Annotated in this window: 23 protein-coding genes; 21 read left to right on the top strand and 2 right to left on the bottom strand. The window is 40.0% G+C overall.

Annotated features, from left to right (window positions below; all coding sequences use genetic code 11):
• Position 1 precedes the first annotated feature (1 nt).
• A complete protein-coding gene (locus tag J671_RS14650) occupies positions 2–1,096 on the top strand; it encodes a YheT family hydrolase (RefSeq protein WP_031982713.1) in 1,095 nt (364 codons plus the stop codon).
• Between the two features lie 190 nt (positions 1,097–1,286).
• Here the strand turns inward: J671_RS14650 and J671_RS14645 are convergent, their stop codons facing one another.
• The gene (locus J671_RS14645; RefSeq protein WP_002050668.1) at positions 1,287–1,775 is read right to left on the bottom strand and encodes a hypothetical protein; all 489 of its coding nucleotides are present in this window, start codon (positions 1,773–1,775) and stop codon (positions 1,287–1,289) included.
• A 223-nt stretch (positions 1,776–1,998) separates the two neighbouring features.
• Between J671_RS14645 and J671_RS14640 the strand changes: the two genes are divergently transcribed.
• The 3 genes from J671_RS14640 to eno are packed head-to-tail and all read left to right on the top strand — an operon-like array spanning position 1,999 to position 5,859.
• Positions 1,999–3,636: a CTP synthase gene (locus tag J671_RS14640; RefSeq protein WP_002050609.1), complete on the top strand. Its 1,638-nt coding sequence runs from the start codon at positions 1,999–2,001 to the stop codon at positions 3,634–3,636.
• Between the two features lie 30 nt (positions 3,637–3,666).
• Complete coding sequence (gene kdsA / locus J671_RS14635; RefSeq protein WP_000080538.1) at positions 3,667–4,524, top strand: 3-deoxy-8-phosphooctulonate synthase; 858 nt, start codon at positions 3,667–3,669, stop codon at positions 4,522–4,524.
• 45 nt (positions 4,525–4,569) lie between these two features.
• Entirely contained in the window at positions 4,570–5,859 is a 1,290-nt protein-coding gene (gene eno, locus J671_RS14630) for a phosphopyruvate hydratase (RefSeq protein WP_031982712.1), read from the top strand.
• Positions 5,860–5,955: 96 nt separating this feature from the next.
• Here the strand turns inward: eno and J671_RS14625 are convergent, their stop codons facing one another.
• Complete coding sequence (locus J671_RS14625; protein WP_004708522.1) at positions 5,956–6,633, bottom strand: DUF421 domain-containing protein; 678 nt, start codon at positions 6,631–6,633, stop codon at positions 5,956–5,958.
• Positions 6,634–6,919: 286 nt separating this feature from the next.
• Between J671_RS14625 and J671_RS14620 the strand changes: the two genes are divergently transcribed.
• The 17 genes from J671_RS14620 to J671_RS14540 all read left to right on the top strand — a co-directional run.
• Positions 6,920–7,648, top strand: a complete 729-nt coding sequence (locus J671_RS14620; protein WP_031982711.1) for a sulfite exporter TauE/SafE family protein — start codon at positions 6,920–6,922, stop codon at positions 7,646–7,648.
• A 232-nt stretch (positions 7,649–7,880) separates the two neighbouring features.
• Positions 7,881–8,270, top strand: coding sequence for a cell division protein FtsB (gene ftsB / locus J671_RS14615; protein ID WP_004701341.1), 390 nt, complete (start codon positions 7,881–7,883; stop codon positions 8,268–8,270).
• Positions 8,236–8,952 carry a 2-C-methyl-D-erythritol 4-phosphate cytidylyltransferase gene (ispD, locus tag J671_RS14610; RefSeq protein WP_031982709.1) on the top strand — a complete coding sequence of 239 codons (717 nt, stop codon included), beginning with the start codon at positions 8,236–8,238 and terminating at the stop codon, positions 8,950–8,952. The genes ftsB and ispD overlap by 35 nt, the downstream gene beginning before the upstream one ends.
• A 349-nt stretch (positions 8,953–9,301) precedes the next feature.
• A complete protein-coding gene (locus J671_RS14605) occupies positions 9,302–9,973 on the top strand; it encodes a 3-oxoacid CoA-transferase subunit A (protein ID WP_031982708.1) in 672 nt (223 codons plus the stop codon).
• 18 nt (positions 9,974–9,991) lie between these two features.
• A complete protein-coding gene (locus J671_RS14600; RefSeq protein ID WP_017394059.1) occupies positions 9,992–10,645 on the top strand; it encodes a 3-oxoacid CoA-transferase subunit B in 654 nt (217 codons plus the stop codon).
• 12 nt (positions 10,646–10,657) lie between these two features.
• Complete coding sequence (gene pcaF / locus J671_RS14595; protein WP_031982706.1) at positions 10,658–11,869, top strand: 3-oxoadipyl-CoA thiolase; 1,212 nt, start codon at positions 10,658–10,660, stop codon at positions 11,867–11,869.
• Positions 11,870–11,871: 2 nt separating this feature from the next.
• Complete coding sequence (locus J671_RS14590; protein WP_031982705.1) at positions 11,872–13,227, top strand: 3-carboxy-cis,cis-muconate cycloisomerase; 1,356 nt, start codon at positions 11,872–11,874, stop codon at positions 13,225–13,227.
• Entirely contained in the window at positions 13,224–14,009 is a 786-nt protein-coding gene (pcaD, locus tag J671_RS14585; protein ID WP_031982704.1) for a 3-oxoadipate enol-lactonase, read from the top strand. The genes J671_RS14590 and pcaD overlap by 4 nt, the downstream gene beginning before the upstream one ends.
• A 42-nt stretch (positions 14,010–14,051) precedes the next feature.
• Positions 14,052–15,407: an MFS transporter gene (locus tag J671_RS14580; protein WP_002048835.1), complete on the top strand. Its 1,356-nt coding sequence runs from the start codon at positions 14,052–14,054 to the stop codon at positions 15,405–15,407.
• Positions 15,408–15,422: 15 nt separating this feature from the next.
• Positions 15,423–15,836 (top strand): 4-carboxymuconolactone decarboxylase, encoded by a 414-nt coding sequence (gene pcaC, locus J671_RS14575; protein WP_004841052.1) that lies wholly within the window; start codon positions 15,423–15,425, stop codon positions 15,834–15,836.
• Positions 15,837–15,846: 10 nt separating this feature from the next.
• Complete coding sequence (gene pcaH / locus J671_RS14570; protein ID WP_031982702.1) at positions 15,847–16,572, top strand: protocatechuate 3,4-dioxygenase subunit beta; 726 nt, start codon at positions 15,847–15,849, stop codon at positions 16,570–16,572.
• A gap of 14 nt (positions 16,573–16,586) precedes the next feature.
• A complete protein-coding gene (pcaG, locus tag J671_RS14565; RefSeq protein WP_031982701.1) occupies positions 16,587–17,216 on the top strand; it encodes a protocatechuate 3,4-dioxygenase subunit alpha in 630 nt (209 codons plus the stop codon).
• A 69-nt stretch (positions 17,217–17,285) separates the two neighbouring features.
• Entirely contained in the window at positions 17,286–18,113 is an 828-nt protein-coding gene (aroD, locus tag J671_RS14560) for a type I 3-dehydroquinate dehydratase (RefSeq protein WP_081404910.1), read from the top strand.
• 19 nt (positions 18,114–18,132) lie between these two features.
• On the top strand, positions 18,133–19,584 hold the full coding sequence (locus tag J671_RS14555; protein WP_031982698.1) for a NosD domain-containing protein: 1,452 nt from the start codon (positions 18,133–18,135) through the stop codon (positions 19,582–19,584).
• Positions 19,585–19,639: 55 nt separating this feature from the next.
• The gene (locus J671_RS14550; RefSeq protein ID WP_031982697.1) at positions 19,640–20,959 is read left to right on the top strand and encodes a carbohydrate porin; all 1,320 of its coding nucleotides are present in this window, start codon (positions 19,640–19,642) and stop codon (positions 20,957–20,959) included.
• Between the two features lie 82 nt (positions 20,960–21,041).
• Positions 21,042–23,471, top strand: coding sequence for a glucose/quinate/shikimate family membrane-bound PQQ-dependent dehydrogenase (locus J671_RS14545; protein WP_031982695.1), 2,430 nt, complete (start codon positions 21,042–21,044; stop codon positions 23,469–23,471).
• 352 nt (positions 23,472–23,823) lie between these two features.
• The coding region (locus tag J671_RS14540) for a helix-turn-helix domain-containing protein (protein WP_235675572.1) at positions 23,824–24,090 on the top strand (267 nt) is incomplete at its 3' end.

Below are 24,090 nucleotides of genomic sequence, written 5' to 3'. Positions count from 1 at the left end.
CATGGGCATATCTGTTTTTAATAAAATTAAAGATTTCGGTTCAGAGCTGTTTGATTTAGTGTTAGGCGCTGAGCATCCAAAAGTTTATTACGATCCTCAAGGGCAAATAAAAGATGTGTTGGAGAAGCTTCCTCAACTCAAACAGAAATATCGACCTACGCCTTGGTTAACCAACAGTCATGTCCATTTACTCTATTTTGATCTTATTAGAAAACAATCAATAAAATTAGAGTATGACCGCATTGATCAACTAACCATGAGTGATGGTGGGATTACCGCTATAGCTTGGTATGGATATGACTTACCGGCAGATACTCCAACAATTGTAATTATGCATACTATTACAGGTACGCCTGAAAGTATGCGTGAGTTAGTACGTGATTTGAATCAATATACAGGCTGGCGAATTGCACTATGCCTGCGCCGTGGGCACGCAGGTTTGCCAATGCCTGTGCCGCAAATTTCTCTTTTTGGATCTACCAGTGATTTAAAAGAACAACTTAACCATATTCAAAGTTTATTTCCGGCATCGGATTTATATGCGGTAGGTTCTTCGGCCGGTACGGGGCTGCTTGTTCGTTATTTAGGTGAACAAGGCGAAGATACGCCTTTTAAAGCTGCTTTTGCGATGTGCCCGGGTTACAACACGGAAATTGGTTTTAAAAATGTTCATCCTTTTTACAGTAAAATGATGACGAAAAAACTCTTCAAGTATTTTATTTATCCGTATCAAAATACGTGGAGCAAAATAGCATCTTTAGAAAAAGTCTTATCGACGACCAATTTAGAAGAATTTGAAAAAGAATACTTTGAAATGGCAGGTTTTCAAGATTACGAGACTTACTGTAAATCTATTAACCCGATTTATGTGTTTGAAAATATCAAAATTCCATTAATGATTCTTAATGCAGAAGATGACCCTGTTTGCTCTATTAAAAATTTAGAACCTTATAAAGAGCCAATTCAGCAAATGAGTACTGTTGCTGTAGTCACAACTAAAAAGGGAAGTCATTGTGCATTTTATGAAGGATGGCGCAGTACGTCATGGGCAGCACGTCTTATGTCTGATTATTTTCTAATTGAACGAAATAAATAGATAATTATTGAATATATAAGTGAAGCTCAAATTTTGGGCTTTATTTTTATATCTTAAAATAAGAGCGGTATTGCTTCATTTTTCCAAGTGTTTGAATTGAAATTTAAATGAATTTAATCTGTTTTTATTATGAATTTTGTATAAATGCCCAAATCAAAAAAATTAATTTGGGCATTTATAAAACAGAAGCTTAGTTTTTAAGTGCTGGTGTTGCAGCAGCAATTGCAGCAGCAACTGCGTCATCTTCTGTCTTCGCAGGCTCAGTTGCCTTAGCTGGTTTAGACTGAGCCTTTTCAGGTTTAGGTTCTGCTTTAGGCTCAGGTTTTTTTTCAGGTTTAGGTTCTACCTTTGGTGTCTCAGATTTAGGTTGTTCAGCAACTTGTGTCTGTGAAGATTCAGCAGAATGCGCAGGACGGGTTTCTCGGCGAATTTCAGTTGTAGTATTAGTTGTTTCTTCACGTTCAACTTCAACTTGTGGTTGCGCTGGAACTTGAGCTTCTTGATGAGTATCTACACTCTCTAAAGATTCAAATTTTGCAGGCTTCTCTGGTTGAGGTTCTGAAACAGCAGTTTCAACCTTGTCTTGCTCTTCTTCTTTCGGTGTCTCTTTTTTAACGCATGCGGTTAACAATAGTCCAGCCGCAATTGCAGCACAGATTAAAAGTTTTTTATTTGCCATTGCCCTAAACAACATTTAATTGAGGAATTGGCATTATAACAGTAAATAGCAATGAAAAAATCATGTCAGATTGAGCTAATTTTTTATTAAAAATGCTGATAGAATAACCAGTTGTTTATTGTTCTTTGAATTGATGCGGTTTGACTTTGCTTTATAGGGGCAGAGTACAGTAAAATTGCCAAACATTGTAGGCCGATTTCGGCTTGATTGTACGAGAAACTTAATGACCCATTTTATTTTTGTCACTGGTGGTGTGGTTTCATCGCTAGGTAAAGGTATTTCTGCTGCTTCTGTTGCTGCACTTTTGGAAGCTCGTGGCTTAAAAGTCACAATGGTTAAAATGGATCCTTATATTAATGTCGATCCAGGGACAATGAGCCCATTCCAGCATGGTGAAGTTTTTGTTACCGAAGATGGTGCAGAAACCGATCTGGATCTGGGTTATTACGAACGTTTCTTACGTCGCGCGAAAATGACCAAACTAAATAACTTCACTAGTGGTCGTGTATATCAAGACGTTTTAAATAAAGAACGTCGTGGTGATTACTTAGGTGGTACAGTTCAGGTTATTCCTCATATTACCGATAATATTAAAGAACGTGTTCTTCGCGCAGGTGAAGGCTACGATGTTGCTATCGTAGAGATTGGTGGCACCGTAGGTGATATCGAATCTTTACCGTTCATGGAATCGGTTCGTCAGTTAATGGTTGAGCTTGGTCATAAACGTACCATGCTTATGCATTTAACTTTATTGCCATATATTAAGTCGGCAGCAGAGTTAAAAACTAAACCAACTCAGCATTCTGTAAAAGAGTTACTTTCAATCGGTATTCAGCCAGACATTCTTATCTGCCGTACTGAATATGATGTAGATGTTGATACTAAACGCAAAATTGCATTATTCACTAACGTGGAAGCACGTGCTGTAGTGGTATGTAAAGATGCAAAAACGATTTATCAAATTCCACGTACCTTCTATGAACAAAACGTTGATGATCTAATTTGTGAGCGTTTTGGATTTAATGATCTTCCAGAAGCAAATCTAGAAGATTGGGACAATGTAGTCGAAGCATTACTGAACCCTGAATACACTTTACGTGTAGCTATGGTTGGTAAATATGTTGAGTTACCAGATGCTTATAAATCTGTAAACGAAGCATTATTACATGCGGGTATTAAAAATCGTGTAAAAGTACAAATTGATTATGTCAACGCTGAAGAGCTTGAAAGCCAAGACGTATCTATTTTAAGTACAGCTGACGCAATTTTAGTACCAGGTGGTTTTGGTGAACGTGGTACTGAAGGCAAAATGAAAGCTATTCAATACGCACGTGAAAATCGTATTCCTTTCTTAGGAATCTGTTTAGGTATGCAATTGGCAGTTATTGAATATGCTCGCCATGTTGCAGGTATGCCAGAGGCATCTTCTACAGAATTTAACCGTTCTACAAAATATCCACTCATTGGTTTAATTACTGAATGGTTAGATGAGCGTGGTGAATTACAACAGCGTAGCCTTGAGTCTGACTTAGGCGGAACAATGCGTTTAGGTGCACAAAAATCAGAATTGGTTGAAGGCACAAAAACACGTGAAGTCTACGGAAAAGCTGAAATCACTGAGCGTCATCGTCATCGTTATGAAATGAATAATCGTTTCATTGAGGCGATTGAAAAAGCGGGCATGAAGATTTCTGGTTATTCTTCAGCACAACATTTGGTTGAAACTGTAGAAATTCCTGACCATCCTTGGTTTATTGCTGTACAATTCCACCCGGAATTTACAAGTTCACCACGTGATGGACATCCATTATTTGCTAGTTTTATTGACGCTGCAAAAACACAGCATCAAAAAAGTAAGTAATGCGATTTTAAATAAACTGGGAAAGTTTAAATGTCACAATTAAAACCACAAGAAGTTGTACGTTTAGGCGATATACAAATGGCAAATCATTTGCCATTTGTATTATTTGGCGGAATGAACGTACTTGAGTCAAAAGATTTAGCTTTTGAAATTGCTGAAACTTATATTGATATTTGTAAACGCCTAGATATTCCTTATGTATTTAAGGCGAGCTTTGATAAAGCAAACCGTTCTAGTTTGCATTCATTCCGTGGTCCTGGACTTGAAAAGGGTATTGAATGGTTAGGTGATATTAAAAAGCATTTTAATGTTCCAATTATTACCGACGTTCACGAACCATATCAGGCAGCACCAGTTGCCGAAGTCGCTGATATTATCCAGCTTCCAGCTTTCTTAAGTCGTCAAACTGATCTTGTTGAAGCTATGGCTAAAACTCAAGCTATTATCAACATTAAAAAAGCACAGTTTTTAGCTCCTCATGAAATGCGTCATATTTTGCATAAATGTTTGGAAGCTGGAAATGACAAACTTATTCTTTGTGAGCGTGGCTCAGCATTTGGCTATAACAATTTAGTTGTAGATATGCTTGGCTTTGACATCATGAAAGAAATGAATGTACCAGTATTCTTTGACGTGACTCATGCTTTACAAACTCCAGGTGGTCGTTCTGACTCAGCTGGCGGTCGCCGTGCTCAAATTACAACTTTGGCGCGTGCAGGTATGGCAACAGGTTTAGCGGGATTATTCCTAGAGTCTCATCCAGATCCAGACAAAGCAAAATGTGATGGACCATCTGCATTGCGCCTGTCGCAGCTTGAGCCATTCTTGGCACAACTAAAAGAATTGGATACTTTAGTTAAAGGATTCAAAAAGTTAGATACTCATTGATGCAGGAACTTGCATCGCGTTATTCATTCAACTGAGGAATTGTTCATGAGCCAAATCGTTGACATTCGTGCACGTGAAATTTTGGACTCTCGTGGTAACCCAACCATCGAAGCAGACGTCATCTTAGAATCTGGGGTGGTTGGTCGTGCATGTGCACCATCTGGTGCTTCAACTGGTTCTCGTGAAGCTTTAGAACTTCGTGACGGTGACAAATCACGTTACTTGGGTAAAGGCGTTCGTACTGCTGTTCAGAATGTAAATAGCTCAATTCATGAATTGCTTGTTGGTCAGAGTGTTTTTGATCAAAAAGCACTTGATGAAAAAATGATTGCATTTGACGGTACTGAAAACAAATCTAAATTAGGTGCGAATGCAACTTTGGCAGTATCTTTGGCGGCAGCTCACGCAGCAGCAGCTGAACAAAAACTTCCATTGTTCCAATATATTGCTAACTTACGTGGTCAAACTACTTTGACTATGCCTGTACCAATGATGAACATTTTGAACGGTGGTGCTCACGCAGACAACACTGTTGATATTCAAGAGTTCATGATTGAGCCAGTTGGTTTTACTTCATTTGCTGAAGCATTGCGTGCTGGTGCAGAAGTATTCCATTCTTTGAAATCAGTTCTTAAAAAACAAGGTTTGAATACAGCTGTAGGTGATGAAGGTGGTTTTGCACCTAACCTTCGTTCAAACGAAGAAGCAATTACTGTAATTCTTCAAGCAATTGAACAAACTGGTTATAAAGCTGGTTCAGATATGATGCTTGCACTTGACTGTGCATCTTCAGAATTCTACAAGAATGGTCAATATATTCTTGAAGGTGAAGGCAACAAGTCTTTTACAAGCAATCAATTTGCTGATTACTTAGCTGGTCTTGTTAAGCAATATCCAATTATCTCTATTGAAGATGGTTTAGATGAGTCTGATTGGGAAGGCTGGAGCTATTTAACTTCAATTCTTGGTGATAAAATCCAATTGGTTGGTGACGATTTATTCGTAACTAATCCTAAGATTTTACAACGTGGTATTGATGAGAAAGTAGGTAACTCAATTCTGATCAAATATAACCAGATTGGTACATTGACTGAAACTTTAGATGCAATCTACCTTGCTAAAGCAAATGGTTACACGACTGTTATTTCTCACCGTTCTGGTGAAACAGAAGATTCAACTATTGCTGATTTAGCAGTTGGTACAGCAGCAGGTCAAATCAAGACTGGTTCACTTTGCCGTTCTGACCGTGTTGCTAAATATAACCAATTACTTCGTATTGAAGAGTTAACTAAAGCGGTTTACCGCGGTAAAGCTGAGTTCAAAGGTTTAAACTAATCTTTTGAATAATACTTTGCTTATTTAAATATTGATGACAAATTAATATTTAAAATATAAGTGCTATTTCTTTTTTTGGGAATAGCACTTTTTTATTTATCCTAAACGTCGAGTTTTTAAAGATTCAGCCCAACTATGATGATGACAGCGAGAACATTCTTGGTCGAGTTTGTTTAAAATTTTTGTTTCACCGCATTTCATACAAGAATAAAAAGTATTAATTTTAAGTACATCAGCTTTGCGGTAAGCATCTGGAAATAAAGGAAGTCCCCATTTAACGTCTTCATCTTCATAATAAAGCAAACTCAAAATACCATCAGATTCAAGTAAGGCTGTTCGGACTTGACCTAAATGCTCTACATTTTGTTGGCGCATTTCCGAGAAAAACTCGTCATGAGAATATGTTTGTTTCTGGAAATCTTTATAAACTAAGAGACCGTCCTTAACGACACAGAGAGCTCGTCCTTCTAATAAATTTTCAATTTTTTTATTTTTTACCATACCCCAAGTAACGAGGCGGTATAAAGAAATAATAGCTACAAAAGCAACAAATGCATGAGCAATAGGTAAGTCTTTAGTAAACATAGGATCGCCAGCAGCAGATCCTAAACATAAAATAATAGCCAGTTCGAATAAGGAAAGTTGTCGAATACCACGTTTACCAGAGAGTCTTAAAAAAGTAATGATGATAATAAACATCACAGTACATCGGATTAAAATTTCTAAAACAAAGGTCCACGTTGTGTCACCTATAAAAATGTTAGAAAGATCCATCTTCTTCTCACTTATTAAAATATGTATCAAAAATACATTTAAAATTCTTATCAAAATGGAAAGCAAAAAAGTATACTTTTTAGGTAGTTATTGGTTAAAAATATAAGAAATATGTGATTTTATATAGCTTCAAATAAAAATTTAATAAGTTTTATAGGGCTAATCGCATAAGTAATTAAGTATTTTAAAATGCAAATTTTAAATACTAAAACAGAACAGAGCTATAGTACGATTTTAAAACCTAGACTATTGTAGACTCTTAAGAATAATTATTTTGGTTAGGCCTATGATCTATGTAGCACTTGCTGTTATTGGGGTTCTATCAGGACTGATTAGTGGGGTAGTAGGGACTGGATCATCTATTATTTTGTTGCCTATACTTTCTTATATTTTTGGGGCGAAGCTTGCAGTACCTATTATGGCAATTGCCGCAATCATGGGCAATATTTCACGTGTAGTGATGTGGCATAAAGATCTTAATATTAAAGCATTTCTGTTGTTTACGAGTCTGGGCATACCCGCAACGATACTGGGAGCCAATACTTTATGGGTTATGTCACCGATATTATCCAACTTATGTATAGGTTTCTTTTTCTTTTGCTTAATACCGATTAGGCATTATGCCAAACGCCATAGTTTTAAATTTAATTCATGGCAAATGATAGTCGCAGGTGGAGTGCTTGGCTATATCACTGGTGTAGTATTCTCCACAGGTCCATTATTACTTCCGGTTTTTAATGGTTTTGGTTTAACTAAGGGAGCTCTCTTGGCAACAGAGGCGGCAGCTTCATTTGGAATTTACGTAACAAAAAGCTTAACTTTTGGTGCGCTAGGTGTTTTACAGAAAAATATTTTAATTGCGGGAGTTGCGGTTGGTTTTTCTTTAATTATTGGTAATTATATTGGTAAAACATTTGTAATGAAGATGTCTGAGGAAACTTTTAATTTATTGCTAGATTGCATGTTGGCGGTTGCTGGTTTTTCTATGATATTTGCAGTTTTTACTCATTCTTAAGAGTAACTTTTATATACATAGATTGATTTATAAACAGTTGTGTTTATAAACATTATTTTCCTTTCCAATTGAGTTTAATTTTGACAAAATGAAACATGTTACGATGGTCAATTTAAAGTAATATGATCATTCATCGTTTTGCAGGAATTTTGCAGGAATTTTGCATGTCGCTTGTAAATTGTCATACAATACAAAAACTTAATAAAAGTTTTTAATTAAAGCTCTTAATGCTATGTTAGAAGTATTTCGATCCACTTCAAGCAAACTTATATTGCTACTGGTTATTGTTTTAGTAGCTATATTGCAATATCAGTTCTGGTTAGGTGAGGGTGGTTATTTTCCTCATCAAGCGCTTATGCAACAGATCCAACAGCAAGCCGAAGTAAATGATGAGCTTAAAGAGCGAAACCGCATTTTGGCAGCTGAGGTTTTTGACCTAAAAAACGGTACAGAAGCAATAGAAGAGCATGCTCGTCTTGATCTTGGTTTAGTTAAGCCTCATGAAACATTTGTTCAAATGAGTACAATTAGTACCAATTATAAGCCTATTTATATTGACCCGAACGCTAAAGTAGATTTGGAAACTAATGAGACACCTCCATCGCCAGACATCCCAGACTAAATTATGGGCAGTTATCCCTGCTGCTGGTTCGGGAAGTCGGTTCTCCAAAACTGAATTAAAGCAATATCAATACATTCAAGACGCTACTGTTTTAGAACATACGGTTAAACGTTTAAACCAACTTCCGTTAAGTGGCTATGTTTTAGCAATTGGTGCACAGGATAATTTTGCCTCGACTTTAGCTTTTCAGGATAAAGATAAGGCTCATTTTTGTAATGGTGGTGCTGAACGTGTGCACTCAGTATTAAACGCCCTAAATTATCTATTGCAGATAGCGGATGAGAATGACTGGGTATTAGTACATGATGCTGCACGACCTTGTGTGACTTTTGAATGTCTTAGTGCTCTTGTTAAAAACGCAGTTGAAACAAACCAGAGTGCTATTTTGGCAATTCCTGTACGCGATACGCTAAAACAAGTAACTAAACAACACCAAATTGATAAAACTGTGAGTCGAGAACTTTTGTGGCAGGCTCAAACTCCCCAAATTGCTAAAATTGGCACGCTTAAAAAAGCAATAGAAACAGCATTAAAAAATAATTTGACCATTACCGATGAGGCGAGTGCACTTGAATCTGTGGGCGAAAGTGTACAAGTGGTCATGGGGCGCTCTGATAATATAAAAATTACTTATCCTGATGATTTGGAACTTGCTCGTTTAATTTTACAATCACAGTCTTAAGGTTTTATATACAGTGCTGATGGTTATTTTATTTATGAAATAGCCTAAGCAAATATGTTGTTTTATACATATCTATCCAAAATTATTGGTATTTTTTTACAACTTGAGTTTATAAGATAGATTAAGTAATTTACTGAGATAATGTTCGATAGTCGAACAAAAAAATCCTAAATCGAACAAAACTATATATAGCTTACTAGATCAAAATACGAAAATTATCAAAAATGATTAAAAGGGAAATCTAAGGGAAACACTCGGGATTGAGTGAAATATTTATCTATTCTTCTCGCCTCAGTGTGCCTAACTCTCTTACCTATCTCTTCTTCAATGAGCACAATGGAGTTGTCTAATGATTGACAAAAGTAAGTCCTCACTAAGCGAGGTTTTATCGCAGATTAAAGATGGTGCAACCATACTGATTGGTGGTTTTGGTACCGCAGGACAACCCGCTGAACTCATTGACGGTCTGATTGAACTCGGTGTTAAAGGCTTAACCATTGTGAGCAACAATGCCGGTAATGGTGACTATGGTCTGGCTAAACTGCTTAAAGCCGGTTCAGTAAAAAAAGTCATTTGCTCTTTCCCACGCCAGTCAGACTCTTATGTGTTTGATGAACTATACCGTGCCGGAAAGGTGGAACTTGAGGTTGTACCGCAAGGTAATCTGGCTTGTCGTATTCAAGCTGCCGGTATGGGTTTAGGTGCTGTATTTACTCCAACAGGCTTTGGAACTCTTTTGGCCGAAGGTAAAGAAACTCGTGAGATTGATGGTAAAGATTACGTACTTGAATATCCGATCAAGGCTGACTTCGCCTTGATTAAAGCCTATAAGGGCGACCGCTGGGGTAATCTGGTTTACCGTAAATCTGCACGTAACTTTGGCCCGATCATGGCCATGGCTGCTGATGTCACCATTGCTCAGGTTTCTGAAGTGGTGGAGCTGGGTGGATTAGACCCGGAACACATCATTACCCCGGGTATCTTTGTACAGCATGTTGTACAAGTAACGCCAGCACAGTAAGCAATAAGGAGAAATAACATGAGCTACCAGAAACTCAGCCGTGACCAGATTGCACAACGTGTGGCACAAGATATTCCAGATGGCGCCTATGTGAACTTGGGCATTGGCTTACCAACTAAAATTGCCAGCTACTTACCTAACGATAAAGATATTTTCCTTCATTCTGAAAATGGCCTATTGGCATTTGGCCCACCACCAGCGGCAGGTGAAGAAGACCCTGAACTGATTAATGCGGGTAAAGAGTTTGTGACCATGCTTGAAGGCGGCAGCTTTTTCCACCATGGTGACTCATTTGCGATGATGCGTGGTGGTCACCTTGATATAGCGGTACTTGGTGCATTTCAGGTTGCAGCCAATGGTGACTTGGCGAACTGGCATACAGGTGCGCCGGATGCGATTCCTGCGGTGGGTGGTGCGATGGATTTGGCAGTTGGTGCCAAGAAAGTATTTATCACCACAGACCACGTCACCAAGCAAGGCGAGCCGAAGATTGTGGCTGAGCTGAGCTATCCGGTAACGGGTAAGCACTGTGTGGATCGTATTTACACCGACCTGTGTGTGATTGATGTGACCAAAGATGGTTTAAAGGTGATTGAGAAAGTTGAAGGTCTTAGCTTTGATGAGTTACAGGCTTTGACTGGTGCAACTTTGATTGATGCGACTCAAGGGTAAGGAAGTAGGGAAATGACATTAAAAAACGCTTATATCATCGATGCCATCCGTACTCCATTCGGCCGTTATGCCGGTGGCCTTGCACCTGTCCGTGCCGATGACCTTGGCGCTGTGCCGATTAAAGCCCTCATGCAGCGTAACCCAAGTGTAGATTGGGAACAGGTCGATGATGTGATCTATGGCTGTGCCAACCAAGCCGGTGAAGACAACCGTAATGTCGGCCGTATGTCAGCACTGCTTGCTGGGTTACCTTATCAGGTGCCGGCAACCACCATTAACCGTTTATGCGGTTCATCACTCGATGCGATTGCCATTGCTGCACGTGCCATTAAAGCAGGTGAAGCGAACTTGGTGATTGCAGGTGGTGTGGAAAGCATGAGCCGTGCGCCTTATGTAATGGGTAAGTCTGACAGTGCTTTTGGCCGTAGCCAGAAGATTGAAGACACCACTATGGGCTGGCGCTTCATTAACCCAAAACTTAAAGAATTGTATGGTGTAGACACTATGCCCCAGACTGCCGAAAACGTGGCTGAACAGTTCAACGTCAATCGTGCAGATCAGGACCAGTTTGCCTTGGTGAGCCAACAACGCACCGCAAGCGCGCAAGCCAAAGGCTTTTTTTCTAAAGAAATCGTGGCAGTTGAAATCCCTCAGCGTAAGGGAGATGCTGTTGTGATTGATACCGATGAACATCCACGTGCATCAACCACACTTGAAGGTTTAAGCAAACTTAAACCTGTTGTGAAAGCAGATGGCACAGTCACTGCAGGTAATGCTTCAGGTATTAATGATGGCGCAGCAGCTCTACTGGTTGCTTCGGATGATGCTGTTCAGGCTTATAACCTCAAACCACGTGCCAAGATCATTGCTTCAACAGCGGTGGGTGTAGAACCACGGATTATGGGTTTTGCTCCGGCCCCAGCCATTAAAAAATTACTGAAACAAGCCAACCTGACTTTAGAGCAGATGGATGTGATTGAGCTTAACGAAGCTTTTGCTGCACAGGCATTGGCAGTGACCCGTGATTTAGGTTTGCCAGACAACTCTGACAAGGTAAATCCAAACGGTGGAGCAATTGCATTAGGTCATCCACTTGGTGCATCAGGTGCACGCCTTGTGACTACAGCCCTAAACCAGCTTGAACAAACAGGTGGTCGTTATGCCTTGTGTTCAATGTGTATTGGGGTAGGACAAGGCATCGCTTTGATTATTGAGAGAGTCTAATCATGAGTCAGTTATATGCCAGCTTGTTTTACCAAAAAGACGTCACGGACATCTTTAGTGACTCATCCTTAATCGCATACATGATTCAGGTTGAAGTTGCGTTAGCCCAAGCGCAGGCACAAGTTGGCGTGATTCCTCAAAATGCAGCAAATACCATTGCCCAAGTAGCTGAGCATGCACTAGACAAGTTTGATTTTTCCGCTTTGGCGATAGCAACTGGTTTAGCTGGGAATATCGCAATTCCATTTGTAAAACAGCTTACAGCAATTGTTAAAGATACTGATGAAGATGCTTCCCGCTATGTGCATTGGGGTGCAACTAGTCAGGATATTTTAGACACAGCTTGTATTATGCAATGCCGTGATGCGTTAAATATTGTGGAAGCTCAAATTCAACAATGCTATGCGACTGCATTACAGCAAGCTAAACAATATCGCCATCAAGTCATGATTGGACGTACATGGTTACAACAAGCTTTACCAATTACGTTGGGACATAAACTTGCTCGTTGGGCTTCTGCATTTAAACGTGATTTAGACCGTATACAAGCTATGAAATCACGTGTGCTCACTGCTCAGTTAGGCGGTGCTGTGGGTTCATTAGCTTCTTTGCAAGACCAAGGTTCGCTTGTGGTCAGCGCATTTGCGAAGCAACTGAATCTGACTGTACCAACAAGTACATGGCATGGTGAGCGTGACCGTATTGTAGAAATTGCAAGTGTGCTTGGCATGATTGTCGGGAATACGGGCAAGATGGCACGCGACTGGTCACTCATGATGCAAACTGAAATTGCAGAGTTGTTTGAGCCAACCGCAAAGGGTCGTGGTGGTTCTTCTACTATGCCTCATAAGCGTAATCCAGTCGCAGCAGCTTCAGTACTTGCAGCAGCGAATCGTGTACCAGCGCTGATGTCTAGCATTTATCAAAGCATGGTACAGGAACATGAACGGAGTTTAGGTGCATGGCATGCAGAATGGTTAGCAGTTCCAGAAATCTTTCAGCTTTGTGCTGGTGCTTTAAGTCGGACAGTTGAGGTTTTGCAAGGTTTTGAAGTTAATGCTGAGCATATGCAACAGAACCTTGAGTGTACCAACGGATTAATTATGGCAGAAGCTGTGATGATGGCACTTGCTCCCAAGATTGGCCGTTTAAATGCTCATCATTTAGTTGAAGCTGCATGTAAGACAGCGGTAGCACAAAACCAGCATTTGTTTGATGTTGTTAGCCAACTAGATGAAGTAAAAGGACAGTTTAGCCAGCAAGAAATACGAGATATTTTCAAACCAGAAAATTATTTAGGCAATATTCAGCAACAGATTGATGCGGTTTTGCAAGAAGCACAAGGAGAGTCAAAGTGAAACAGACTATTCGTAATCGTCAAGGAAAACAGTTAGCAGTTTATATAGATGGTCTAAAAGATACTCCTGTGCTTGTGTTTTCTAATTCATTAGGAACAGACCATGGTATGTGGCAACCTCAGCTGAATGAGTTAAAAAGTCATTTTAATGTCATTACATACGACACACGTGGTCATGGTGAAAGTGATGTAATTAGTGACACCACATTGCAAAACTTAGCTGAAGATGTTGTTGATATTTTAGATGCCTTGAATATTGAAAAAGCTCATTTTTGTGGCATTTCAATGGGTGGTATTACAGGACTGTGGTTAGGTATTCATCATGCAAATCGTTTTAATAGTATTACGGTTGCAAACTCAGCAGCCAAAATTGGTCAGACTGAAGCTTGGTTGAGTCGTGCTGAATCGGTAGAAAGAAATGGTTTAGCTGAGCTGGTTAAAACCACGCATACCCGCTGGTTCAGTGAAAAATTTGACTATCAGCATAATGTGGTTGCACAGACAACGATTCAAAGTCTGGCAAACACACCAGCACAAGGTTATGCCAACGCATGTCGTGCTTTAGCGTATGCCGATTTAAGAGATGAAATTGCACAAATCCAAATTCCAGCGCTACTGGTTGCAGGAACAGAAGATCCGGTAACTACAGTAGCAGATGCCGAATTTATGCAGAAGGCAATTAAGAACAGCCAGTTAGCAAAACTCGAAGCATCTCATCTTTCTAATATTGAGCAACCACAGAGATTTACACAGGAATTGACTAGGTTTATTCAGCAAATCTAATCGCTTAGTAATTTAAAAGGAATTGGCCTTAAGGAGGCAAATATGGCGTCTCAGGATTACGCTACACCAAACAAAAGCATCGATGCTCAAGCACTGATTAATGATGCTCCACTTAGTAAATATCAATGGATGATCGCAATCATCTGTTTCTTAATTATTTTTACTGATGGTATCGATACAGCTGCGATGGGCTTTATTGCACCAGCATTGGCACAAGACTGGGGAATTGATCGTTCTCAGTTAGGACCGGTGATGAGTGCAGCACTTGGTGGAATGATTATTGGCGCTTTAGTTTCTGGTCCGACAGCGGACCGTTTCGGGCGAAAAGTTGTTTTAGCTGTGGCAATGCTTGTGTTCGGTGGCTTTACTTTGGCATCTGCTTATGCAACCAACTTGGATAGCCTTGTCGTTTTACGTTTTTTAACCGGTATTGGCCTTGGTGCAGCAATGCCGAATGCGACCACTTTATTTTCTGAGTACTGTCCAACCCGCATTCGATCATTACTCGTGACATGTATGTTCTGTGGCTACAACTTGGGTATGGCTACCGGCGGGTTTATTAGCAGTTGGCTTATCCCTACCTACGGTTGGCATAGCTTATTTTTGCTCGGCGGCTGGTCACCTTTAATTTTAATGATTTTAGTGATTGTAGTGCTACCTGAGTCTTACCGCTTTTTAATTGTGAAAGGTAAGAATCCTGAAAAAGTACGCAAAATCTTAAATCATATCGCGCCAACACAAATTCAAAATGCGACTGCATTTCATGTTCCTGAAGAGAAAACTGAAACAGCTCAAAAGAAAAATGTCTTTGGAATTATGTTTTCTAAGCCATATGCCAAAGGAACAATTTTACTTTGGGTAACTTACTTCATGGGACTCGTGGTTGTTTACTTGCTGACAAGCTGGTTACCAACACTTATGCGTGAAACAGGTGCTTCGATGGAGCGTGCTGCATTTATTGGAGGTTTGTTCCAGTTCGGTGGTGTGGTGAGCGCATTGTTCATTGGCTGGGCAATGGACAAATTCAACCCAAACCGAGTCATCGCCATTTTCTACTTTGCCGCAGGTCTATTTGCAATTGCAGTCGGTCAAAGCTTAGGCAACTCAACCTTACTTGCAGTATTAGTGCTTTGTGCGGGTATCGCCATTAATGGTGCGCAATCTTCGATGCCTGCGTTAAGTGCACGCTTCTATCCAACTCAGTGCCGTGCAACGGGTGTGTCTTGGATGACTGGTATTGGGCGTTTTGGTGCGGTATTTGGTGCATGGATTGGTGCGGTGCTACTCGGTAATGATTGGTCATTCACCGCTATTCTCAGTTTATTACTAATTCCAGCGACTGCTGCGGCTGTTGCTGTATTTGTTAAATCACTTGTTGCGCATACCGATGCAACTTAATAGAGGTCTATCACAATGAATGATGAACAACGCTATAAACAAGGCATTGAAGTGCGGACTGAAGTTTTAGGTGAAAAGCATGTTGGTCGGTCTTTGCAAAACCTAAATGACTTTAACCAAGATTTTCAAAATTTTATTAGCCGTTACGCATGGGGTGAGGTGTGGTCGCGTCCGGGCTTGCCACGTCATACACGTAGTTTAGTGACTATCGCAATTTTATTGGCACTGGGCCGTGAAGATGAACTACGCATGCATTTACGTGCTTGTTTCAACAATGGTGTAACCAAAGAAGATTTAAAAGAGCTGATCTTACACAGTTCACTCTATGCAGGTTTACCTGCTGCAAACGCTGCAATGCACATGGCTGAAGAAGTCTTTAAAGAGTTGGGAATAGAAGTAAACCCAATTGCAGCGAAAGAACAGAATTAAGGAGATAAAGATGTCACAACATAGCTGGGGTGCCTACGCCCAACGTAATACAGATGATCATCCACCAGCGTATACGCCAGGTTATAAAACAAGTGTATTGCGGTCGCCAAAAAATGCATTGATCTCTATTAACGAGACTTTAACTGAAGTTACTGCACCGCATTTTTCTTCAAATCTATTTGGTCCAAAAGATAACGATTTGATTTTGAACTATGCCAAAGATGGTTTGCCAATTGGTGAGCGTGTCATTGTTCATGGCTATGTTCGTGACCAATTTGGGCGTCCTGTAAAAAATGCACTTTTAGAAGTATGGCAAGCCAATGCTTCTGGTCGTTATCGTCATCCAAACGATAAGTTTATTGGTGCAATGGATCCTAACTTTGGTGGTTGTGGTCGTACACTAACTGACGAAAATGGTTTTTATATTTTCCGTACCATTAAACCGGGTCCATACCCATGGCGTAACCGCATTAATGAATGGCGTCCTGCGCATATCCATTTCTCTTTAATTGCTGATGGTTGGGCGCAGCGTCTGATTTCGCAGTTTTATTTTGAAGGCGATACGCTCATTGACACTTGCCCGATTTTAAAAACGATTCCTTCTGAAGATCAACGTCGTGCATTGATTGCACTAGAAGATAAAAACAACTTTATCGAAGCTAATAGCCGTTGTTACCGTTTTGACATCACTTTACGTGGACGTCGAGCGACTTACTTCGAAAATGATTTGACTTAATCGGGAGCACGAGCATGAATAACTGGAATTTTCAGGAACTAAAAGAAACTCCATCTCAAACAGGTGGACCTTACGTTCACATTGGCTTATTGCCACAACAAGCAAATATTGAAGTGTTTGAAAATAACTTTAATAACCAGTTAGTACAAGACCAAACCAAAGGCGAGCGTATTCGTCTTGAAGGCCAAGTGTTTGACGGATTAGGTTTACCGCTACGTGATGTACTTATTGAGATTTGGCAGGCTGATGCGAACGGTATTTATCCAAGTCAGGCAGATACGCGTGATCAAAAAGCTGACCCGGCATTTCAGGGTTGGGGCCGTACAGGTGCCGATTTTGAAACAGGCGTTTGGAGTTTCAATACGATTAAACCGGGCGCGACAGCAGGTCGTAAGGGTTCAACTCAAGCTCCACATATTGCGTTAGTTATTTTCGCTCGCGGTATTAACTTGGGTCTTCATACACGTGTTTATTTTGAAGATGAAGCAGAGGCAAATGCTAACGATCCAATTCTAAATAGCATTGAATGGGCCCCACGTCGCCAAACTCTTATTGCAAAACGTTTTGAAGAAAATGGTGAGGTTGTTTACCGCTTTGATATTCGCATTCAAGGCGATGACGAAACTGTATTTTTTGATATTTAAGAAACACCTAAGGCTACACCTGATTATTCAAGGATGCGTGTAGCCTTTTTAAGGATGAATGATATGAACATGAAAACATTATTAAGCCTAAGTTTGCTTGCACTCCCATTTTTTACTGCACAGGTAAATGCTGAACCTGTTGCTTTAGCTGCTCAAACACAACCTGCTAATACAGCCGTTAAAACGATTGTTCCGATTACCGCAAAAACCAAAGAACAAGCTTTGGCACAAGCTCAAGTTATTGCAAATACATCGGATGCTGATTTAGCTGAGTTCCGTATCGATTTACTCAGTTTTGCGAATGATACAAAACAAGTGATTGCTTTGGGGCATGAATTAAAAAAGATTTTAGGCAATAAGCCAATGATTGCCACTATTCGTACCAAAAATGAAGGTGGCCAGCTTGAAATTAGTGATGTGGATTATGGTAAGACTTATCAGGCTTACTTAAAAAATCCATTCATGGACTGGTTAGATGTTGAAATGTTCCGTGATCAAAAAGTAGTTTCAGAGATTGTTCAAAAAGCACATCAAAAGAAAGTGCTGATTGTGATGTCTAATCATGACTTCCAAAAAACGCCTAGCCAAGATGAAATTGAAAAACGCTTATTAAAACAAGATCAAATGGGTGCAGATATTCTCAAAATTGCCGTAATGCCAAAATCTAAACAAGATGTTTTCACTTTAATGAACGCAACTTTAAAAGTAAGTCAGCAAACCACTAAGCCTTTATTGACGATGTCGATGGGGCAATTAGGTACGATTTCCCGTGTTGCGACTGCCAATATGGGTGGAAGTTATAGCTTTGGCATGATTGGTCAGGCTTCTGCACCGGGTCAAATTGATGTGACTAAGCTCAAACAGATTTTACAAACAGTTCAACCAACAAACCCATAAATCATAAGGATATGATGAAATGAATACATTACGTTTAACTACTCTTGCATTAGGTTTGATGGTTTCAGGCATAGCTGCGGCTCAAACTTATGTGGTTGACCGTTATCAAGACGATAGCAATAAAGGCTCTTTACGCTGGGCAATTGAACAAGCCAATGCAAACCCAAGCGAAGCTAGCGATATCTTGATTCAAGCAGTAGGCAAAGCGCCTTATGCGATTAAATTAAACAGCGCACTTCCTGAAATTAAAGCACCCGTCAAAATCATTGGTACCCAGTGGGATAAAACGGGTGAATACATCGCAATTGATGGTTCAAACTATATTAAAGGTGAAGGTGCAAAAGCTTGTCCTGGTGCAAACCCTGAACAGTACGGCACCAATGTACGCACCATGACTTTACCGGGTTTTGTACTACGTGATGTCAATAACGTGACTTTAAAAGGATTAGATATCCATCGTTTTTGCATTGGTGTATTGGTTAACCGTTCAAGTAACAACTTAATTCAGCATAACCGTATTAGTAATAACTATGGTGGTGCTGGTGTCATGATCACGGGTGACGATGGTAAAGGTAACCCAACTGCGACAACCACCAATAACAACAAAGTTTTAGACAATATTTTCCAAGACAATGGAGATGGTTTAGAACTGACACGTGGTGCTGCTTTTAACTTAATTGCGAATAACCATTTTGTTTCAACTAAAGCAAACCCAGAACCATCACAAGGTATTGAAATTTTGTGGGGCAATGACAATGCGGTAGTTGGTAACAAGTTTGAAAATTATTCAGATGGCTTACAGATTAACTGGGGTAAGCGTAACTATATTGCTTACAACGAACTGACCAATAACTCGATTGGTTTTAACATGACGGGTGATGGCAATATTCTTGATAGCAATAAAGTGCATGGTAACCGTATTGGTGTTGCCATTCGCTCAGAAAAAGATGCAAATGCAAGAATTACACTGACTAAAAACCTAATTTGGGACAATGGTAAAGATATTAAACGCTGCGAAGCTGGTGGTTCATGTGTACCAGATCAGCGTTTAGGGGCAATTGTATTTGGAGTGCCTGCACTTGAGCATGAAGGGTTTGTTGGCTCTCGTGGTGGTGGTGTGGTGATTGAACCATCTAAACTACAAAAAACATGTACTCAGCCAAATGAACAAGGTTGTAATTCTCAACCTAATCAGGGTATTAAAGCGCCTAAGTTAACAGCAAATAAAGGTTCAGTTAATATAGAGGTGAATGGTTTACCAAACCAACGTTACCAAGTTGAGTTTTTTGGAAATCAAAGTGCGGCATCAAAAGAAGCTGAGCAATATTTAGGAACTATAACAGTTGCTACAGATGCACAAGGCAACGCAAAAGCCAATTGGAAGCCAACAGTCAAAGTTGCCTCAATTACAGCAAATGTAACGGATAACTTTGGAGCAACTTCTGAACTCGGCTTTACGCAAGTTAAATAACAACAAATAAAGCGCCTCAAACAGAGGCGCGTTTAAAAGATAAAAAGGACTTGAAATGCCAAACGTAATCAAACTGAGTGTATTAACAATTGCTGTATTAGGTAGCCAATTTGCACTTGCGAATGAGCCGTGGTCACAAGGCCGCCAATGGTTATTGGGTGACTGGAATGGTGAGCGTCAACAATTAGAGCAACAGGGTTATAAATTTACAGCTTCTATCATGAGCCAAGCTGCCACAAATTTAGATGGTGGGTATAACGACAGCAATACTTTTGAGAATGCTGCGCAGCTTTCTTTGGGTGCAACTTTCGATTTAGACAAAATTGCTGGATGGAAAGATACAACCGCGAGCTTAGTTGTGACTAAACGTGACGGTAATGCGCTTACTTTAGAGCGTATTAAAGACCCACGCTCTAGCCAACTTGGTAACGCACAAGAGATTTATGGTCGTGGCAAAATCTGGCGTTTATCTCAAGCATGGATAAAAAAAGGCTTTGCTGATAATACCGTACAAGTCAAAGTTGGTCGTATGGGCATCTCAGAGGACTTTAATAGTTCTCAATGTGAGTTTCAGAACTTATTGCTTTGTGGTGGGCAGTTAGGAAAATCAATTGGTTCAATTTGGTATAACTCACCAGTTGGTGTTTGGGCTGCAAATGTTAAATATCAGTTTGCACCTGAATGGTCTTTAGGTGTTGGTGTTTATGAGGTCAATCCAGACAATATTAAAACCGAATCAAACAGTGATGGTTTTAATCTGGATATGAATAACGTCAAGGGCGCTACTATACCGGTTGAACTTGCATGGAAACCAAAACTTGCTGCTTTCAATGGTTTACCGGGTGAATATAAAGTAGGTGCACTTTACTCAACCGCAGAAGCAAATGATATTAAAACTGCAGGTAAAGTTCATGACGGAAAACAAAGCTTCTGGATTAATGCGCAGCAACAACTTAGCCATGCCGGCCAAGATCCGAAACGCGGTTTATATGTAAGTTTTAATGGCGTTGTAAATGATAAAGCAACGACCTTTGTACAAAGTACACAACAACTTGCACTTTGGTATAAGGGCCCATTTGACAGCCGACCAAATGATTCAATTGGTTTTGGTATTGCCAATTATGTCGTTAATGACCGTGCTAAAGATAAGCAGATCGCGACAAATGAAAGCCGCGGATACTATAGCTATGATCCGATCGCATCTAACTATATTCCAATTCAGGACGACGAACTAAACGTTGAATTGAACTATACCTATCAATGGTCTCCGGCCGTCATGCTGCGACCAAATATTCAATATATCCATCAACCTGCTGGTGTAAAAGAAGTTGATGATGCTTGGGTGGCGGGCCTGAGTGTAAAAGCTAATTTTTAACAATATTGATGGCTGGTTAGACATAGTTTAACTGGCCCAAATGCTTGAACTATTTGTGTTCAGTATATGTGGAGTAGGATCTATGTCTGAGTCAGATTCTAAGTTTCATATCTTATTCAAAATATGGTGTTTTATTTTAGGTCTAGTTTTATTGGCTACCGGTGTTTTTTACATTGTAGGTGGTGGAAAACTAGTATCACTCGGCGGTTCTTGGTATTTCCTTATCTCAGGACTGTTTATAACCATTTCGGCAATTAGTATCTTCCGTAAAAAAGCACTTGGTGTCTGGATTTTTGCAGTTGTTTTTGTCGGTACGGTAATTTGGTCACTGATTGACGCTGGATGGGAATTTTGGCCGTTATTCTCGCGCTTAATGTTTCCTGCTGGTCTTTTTGCTGCGTTGTTATTTACCTTACCTTCAATTCGACGTTACCAATTTCAAAATGGTTCAGCATCTTCAGCATATGCTGTTGGTGGACTAGTTGTTGTTGGTATGTTGATTGCGCTTTACCAAATGTTTCAACCGCACCCGACAGTAGCAAGCTCAGGTCAAAAGCTACCTTTAGTGCCAGTTGACCCTGCTAAAAAACAGGTGAATTGGGAAAATTATGGTAATGATTCTGGCGGTAGTCGTTTTGTTGCTCTCGATCAAATTAATCGAGATAACGTTCATAAGTTAAAAGAAGCATGGCGCTTTAGAACAGGTGATTTTACAACGGGTAGCGGTAATGGTGCTGAAGACCAAATGACCCCACTACAAGTTGGAAATAAAGTCTTTTTATGTACGCCGCATAACAATATTTTTGCAATAGATGCTGATTCGGGTAAACAGCTTTGGAAAGCTGAGGTGAACTCTAAAGCCGATGCTTGGGAGCGTTGCCGTGGTGTTGCATACTTTGATTCAACAAAAACACTTGTACAACCAACTTTAGCTGGTGCAACTCCGGTCACTACTGTTGCGGCCAACACAGCATGTCCACGCCGTGTATATACCAATACTCCCGATGCTCGTTTAATTGCAGTCAATGCAGATACTGGTCAACGTTGTGCTGACTTTGGTGTGAATGGAACAGTTAACCTGCTCGAAGGCTTAGGCGATGGAACAAAAGCTCCACGTTTTGAAGTGACTTCTGCACCAACGATAGCAGGTACTACTATTGTAGTCGGCAGCCGTATCGCAGATAACGTGGCAGCAGATATGCCGGGTGGCGTAATCCGTGGTTATGATGTGATTACAGGTAAACTCCGCTGGGCATTTGACCCACGTAACCCTGATCCTAACCATGTTCTAAAACCAGGTGAAACGTATAAACGTAGTTCGGCAAACTCTTGGGCCGCTATGTCGTATGACCCACAAATGAATACAGTGTTCTTACCTATGGGGAGTTCATCTGTTGATATTTGGGGTGGTAACCGTAATCCGTTAGATCACAAATACAATACTTCTGTGTTGGCACTCGATGCGACAACGGGTAAAGAAAAGTGGGTATATCAAACTGTTCATAATGACTTATGGGACTTTGATTTACCAATGCAACCAAGTCTAGTCGACTTTCCATTAAAAGATGGTACGACTAAGCCAGCTGTTGTGATTGGAACCAAATCAGGCCAATTCTTTGTTCTTGACCGTGTAACTGGTAAACCACTTACTAAAGTGATTGAACAGCCAGTGAAAGCTGCGAATATTCCGGGTGAGCAATATAGTTTAACTCAACCACGTTCTGTTGAAATGCCTCAAATTGGTAATCAGACTTTAACTGAGTCAGATATGTGGGGTGCTACACCGTTTGATCAGCTCATGTGCCGTATTAACTTTAAGTCAATGCGTTACGAAGGTTTATTTACTGCACCGGGTACTGATGTTTCATTAAGTTTTCCTGGTTCTTTAGGTGGCATGAACTGGGGAAGTATTGCTTTTGACCCGACTCATCGTTACATGTTCGTAAACGACATGCGTCTTGGTTTATGGGTTCAACTCATTAAACAAACCCCTGAAGATATTAAGATTCAGGCGAGTGGCGGTGAAAAAGTAAATACAGGTATGGGTGCTGTACCAATGAAAGGTACACCATATAAAGTGAATAAAAACCGCTTTATGTCTGCTTTAAGTATTCCTTGTCAAAAACCACCATTTGGTACCATGACTGCAATTGATATGAAAACTCGTCAGGTTGCATGGCAGGTACCACTTGGCACAGTTGAAGATACTGGACCTTTAGGTATTAAGATGGGCTTAAAAGCACCGATTGGTATGCCGACTATTGGTGGACCGATGGCAACTCAAGGGGGCTTAGTCTTCTTTGCTGCAACTCAAGATTACTACTTGCGTGCTTTTGATTCATCTACAGGTAAAGAGCTGTGGAAGTCACGTATGCCAGTAGGTAGCCAAGGTACACCAATCAGCTATGTCTCACCTAAAACAGGTAAACAGTATGTAGTGGTTACCGCGGGCGGTGCACGTCAGTCTCCAGACCATGGTGATTATGTGATCGCATATAGTTTAGAGAAGTAATTAAAGAGGGCAAAAGGATAAATTTTCTTTTGCCCTTATTTTTTAATATCTTTTTTCTATTAGAGTGTTCGCGGAAATTCTATAATTTTAGTGAGATAGCTTTACCAAATAGTAAAAAAGTGCTTGAAGTTATTGCTAAACTTAAAATATACCTATAAATGTTTTATTCTGAACGCTAGAGATAGTCGAACTATTAAGCATTTTTTTATAATGTTTTACCTATAAATAAGATTAATAAGTTGGCAGAGTAAAACTTGAAGTGCGACATAAACCACCTAATTAATTTAAAGGGTTTATGGAGTATATAAAATTGTCATACCATCATCTTAACTTTGAAGATCGTACTGCATTAATGCTTGAGTCAAGAAAAGAAGGCTTTTCAGCCAGAAAATTTGCTGAACTCATTAAAAGACATCCTAGTACGATCTATCGTGAGCTTAAAAGAAATAGCATCAATGACGTTTATCAAGCTCGATATGCTTCTGATAACACCTTCGCTAGACGTAGACGTGGTCACAGAAAACTCAAAATCGATTCAATCCTCTGGAAATTTATTGTTGAAGCGATCCGTTGTTTATGGTCTCCTCAGCAAATAGCAAAGCGTTTAAAGACATTTCCT

Origin of the sequence: Acinetobacter sp. 1130196, assembly GCF_000588095.1 — a bacterium.
In the GTDB taxonomy this organism is placed as follows: Bacteria; Pseudomonadota; Gammaproteobacteria; order Pseudomonadales; family Moraxellaceae; genus Acinetobacter; species Acinetobacter nosocomialis.
This window is presented reverse-complemented; position numbering and strand designations above follow the sequence as displayed.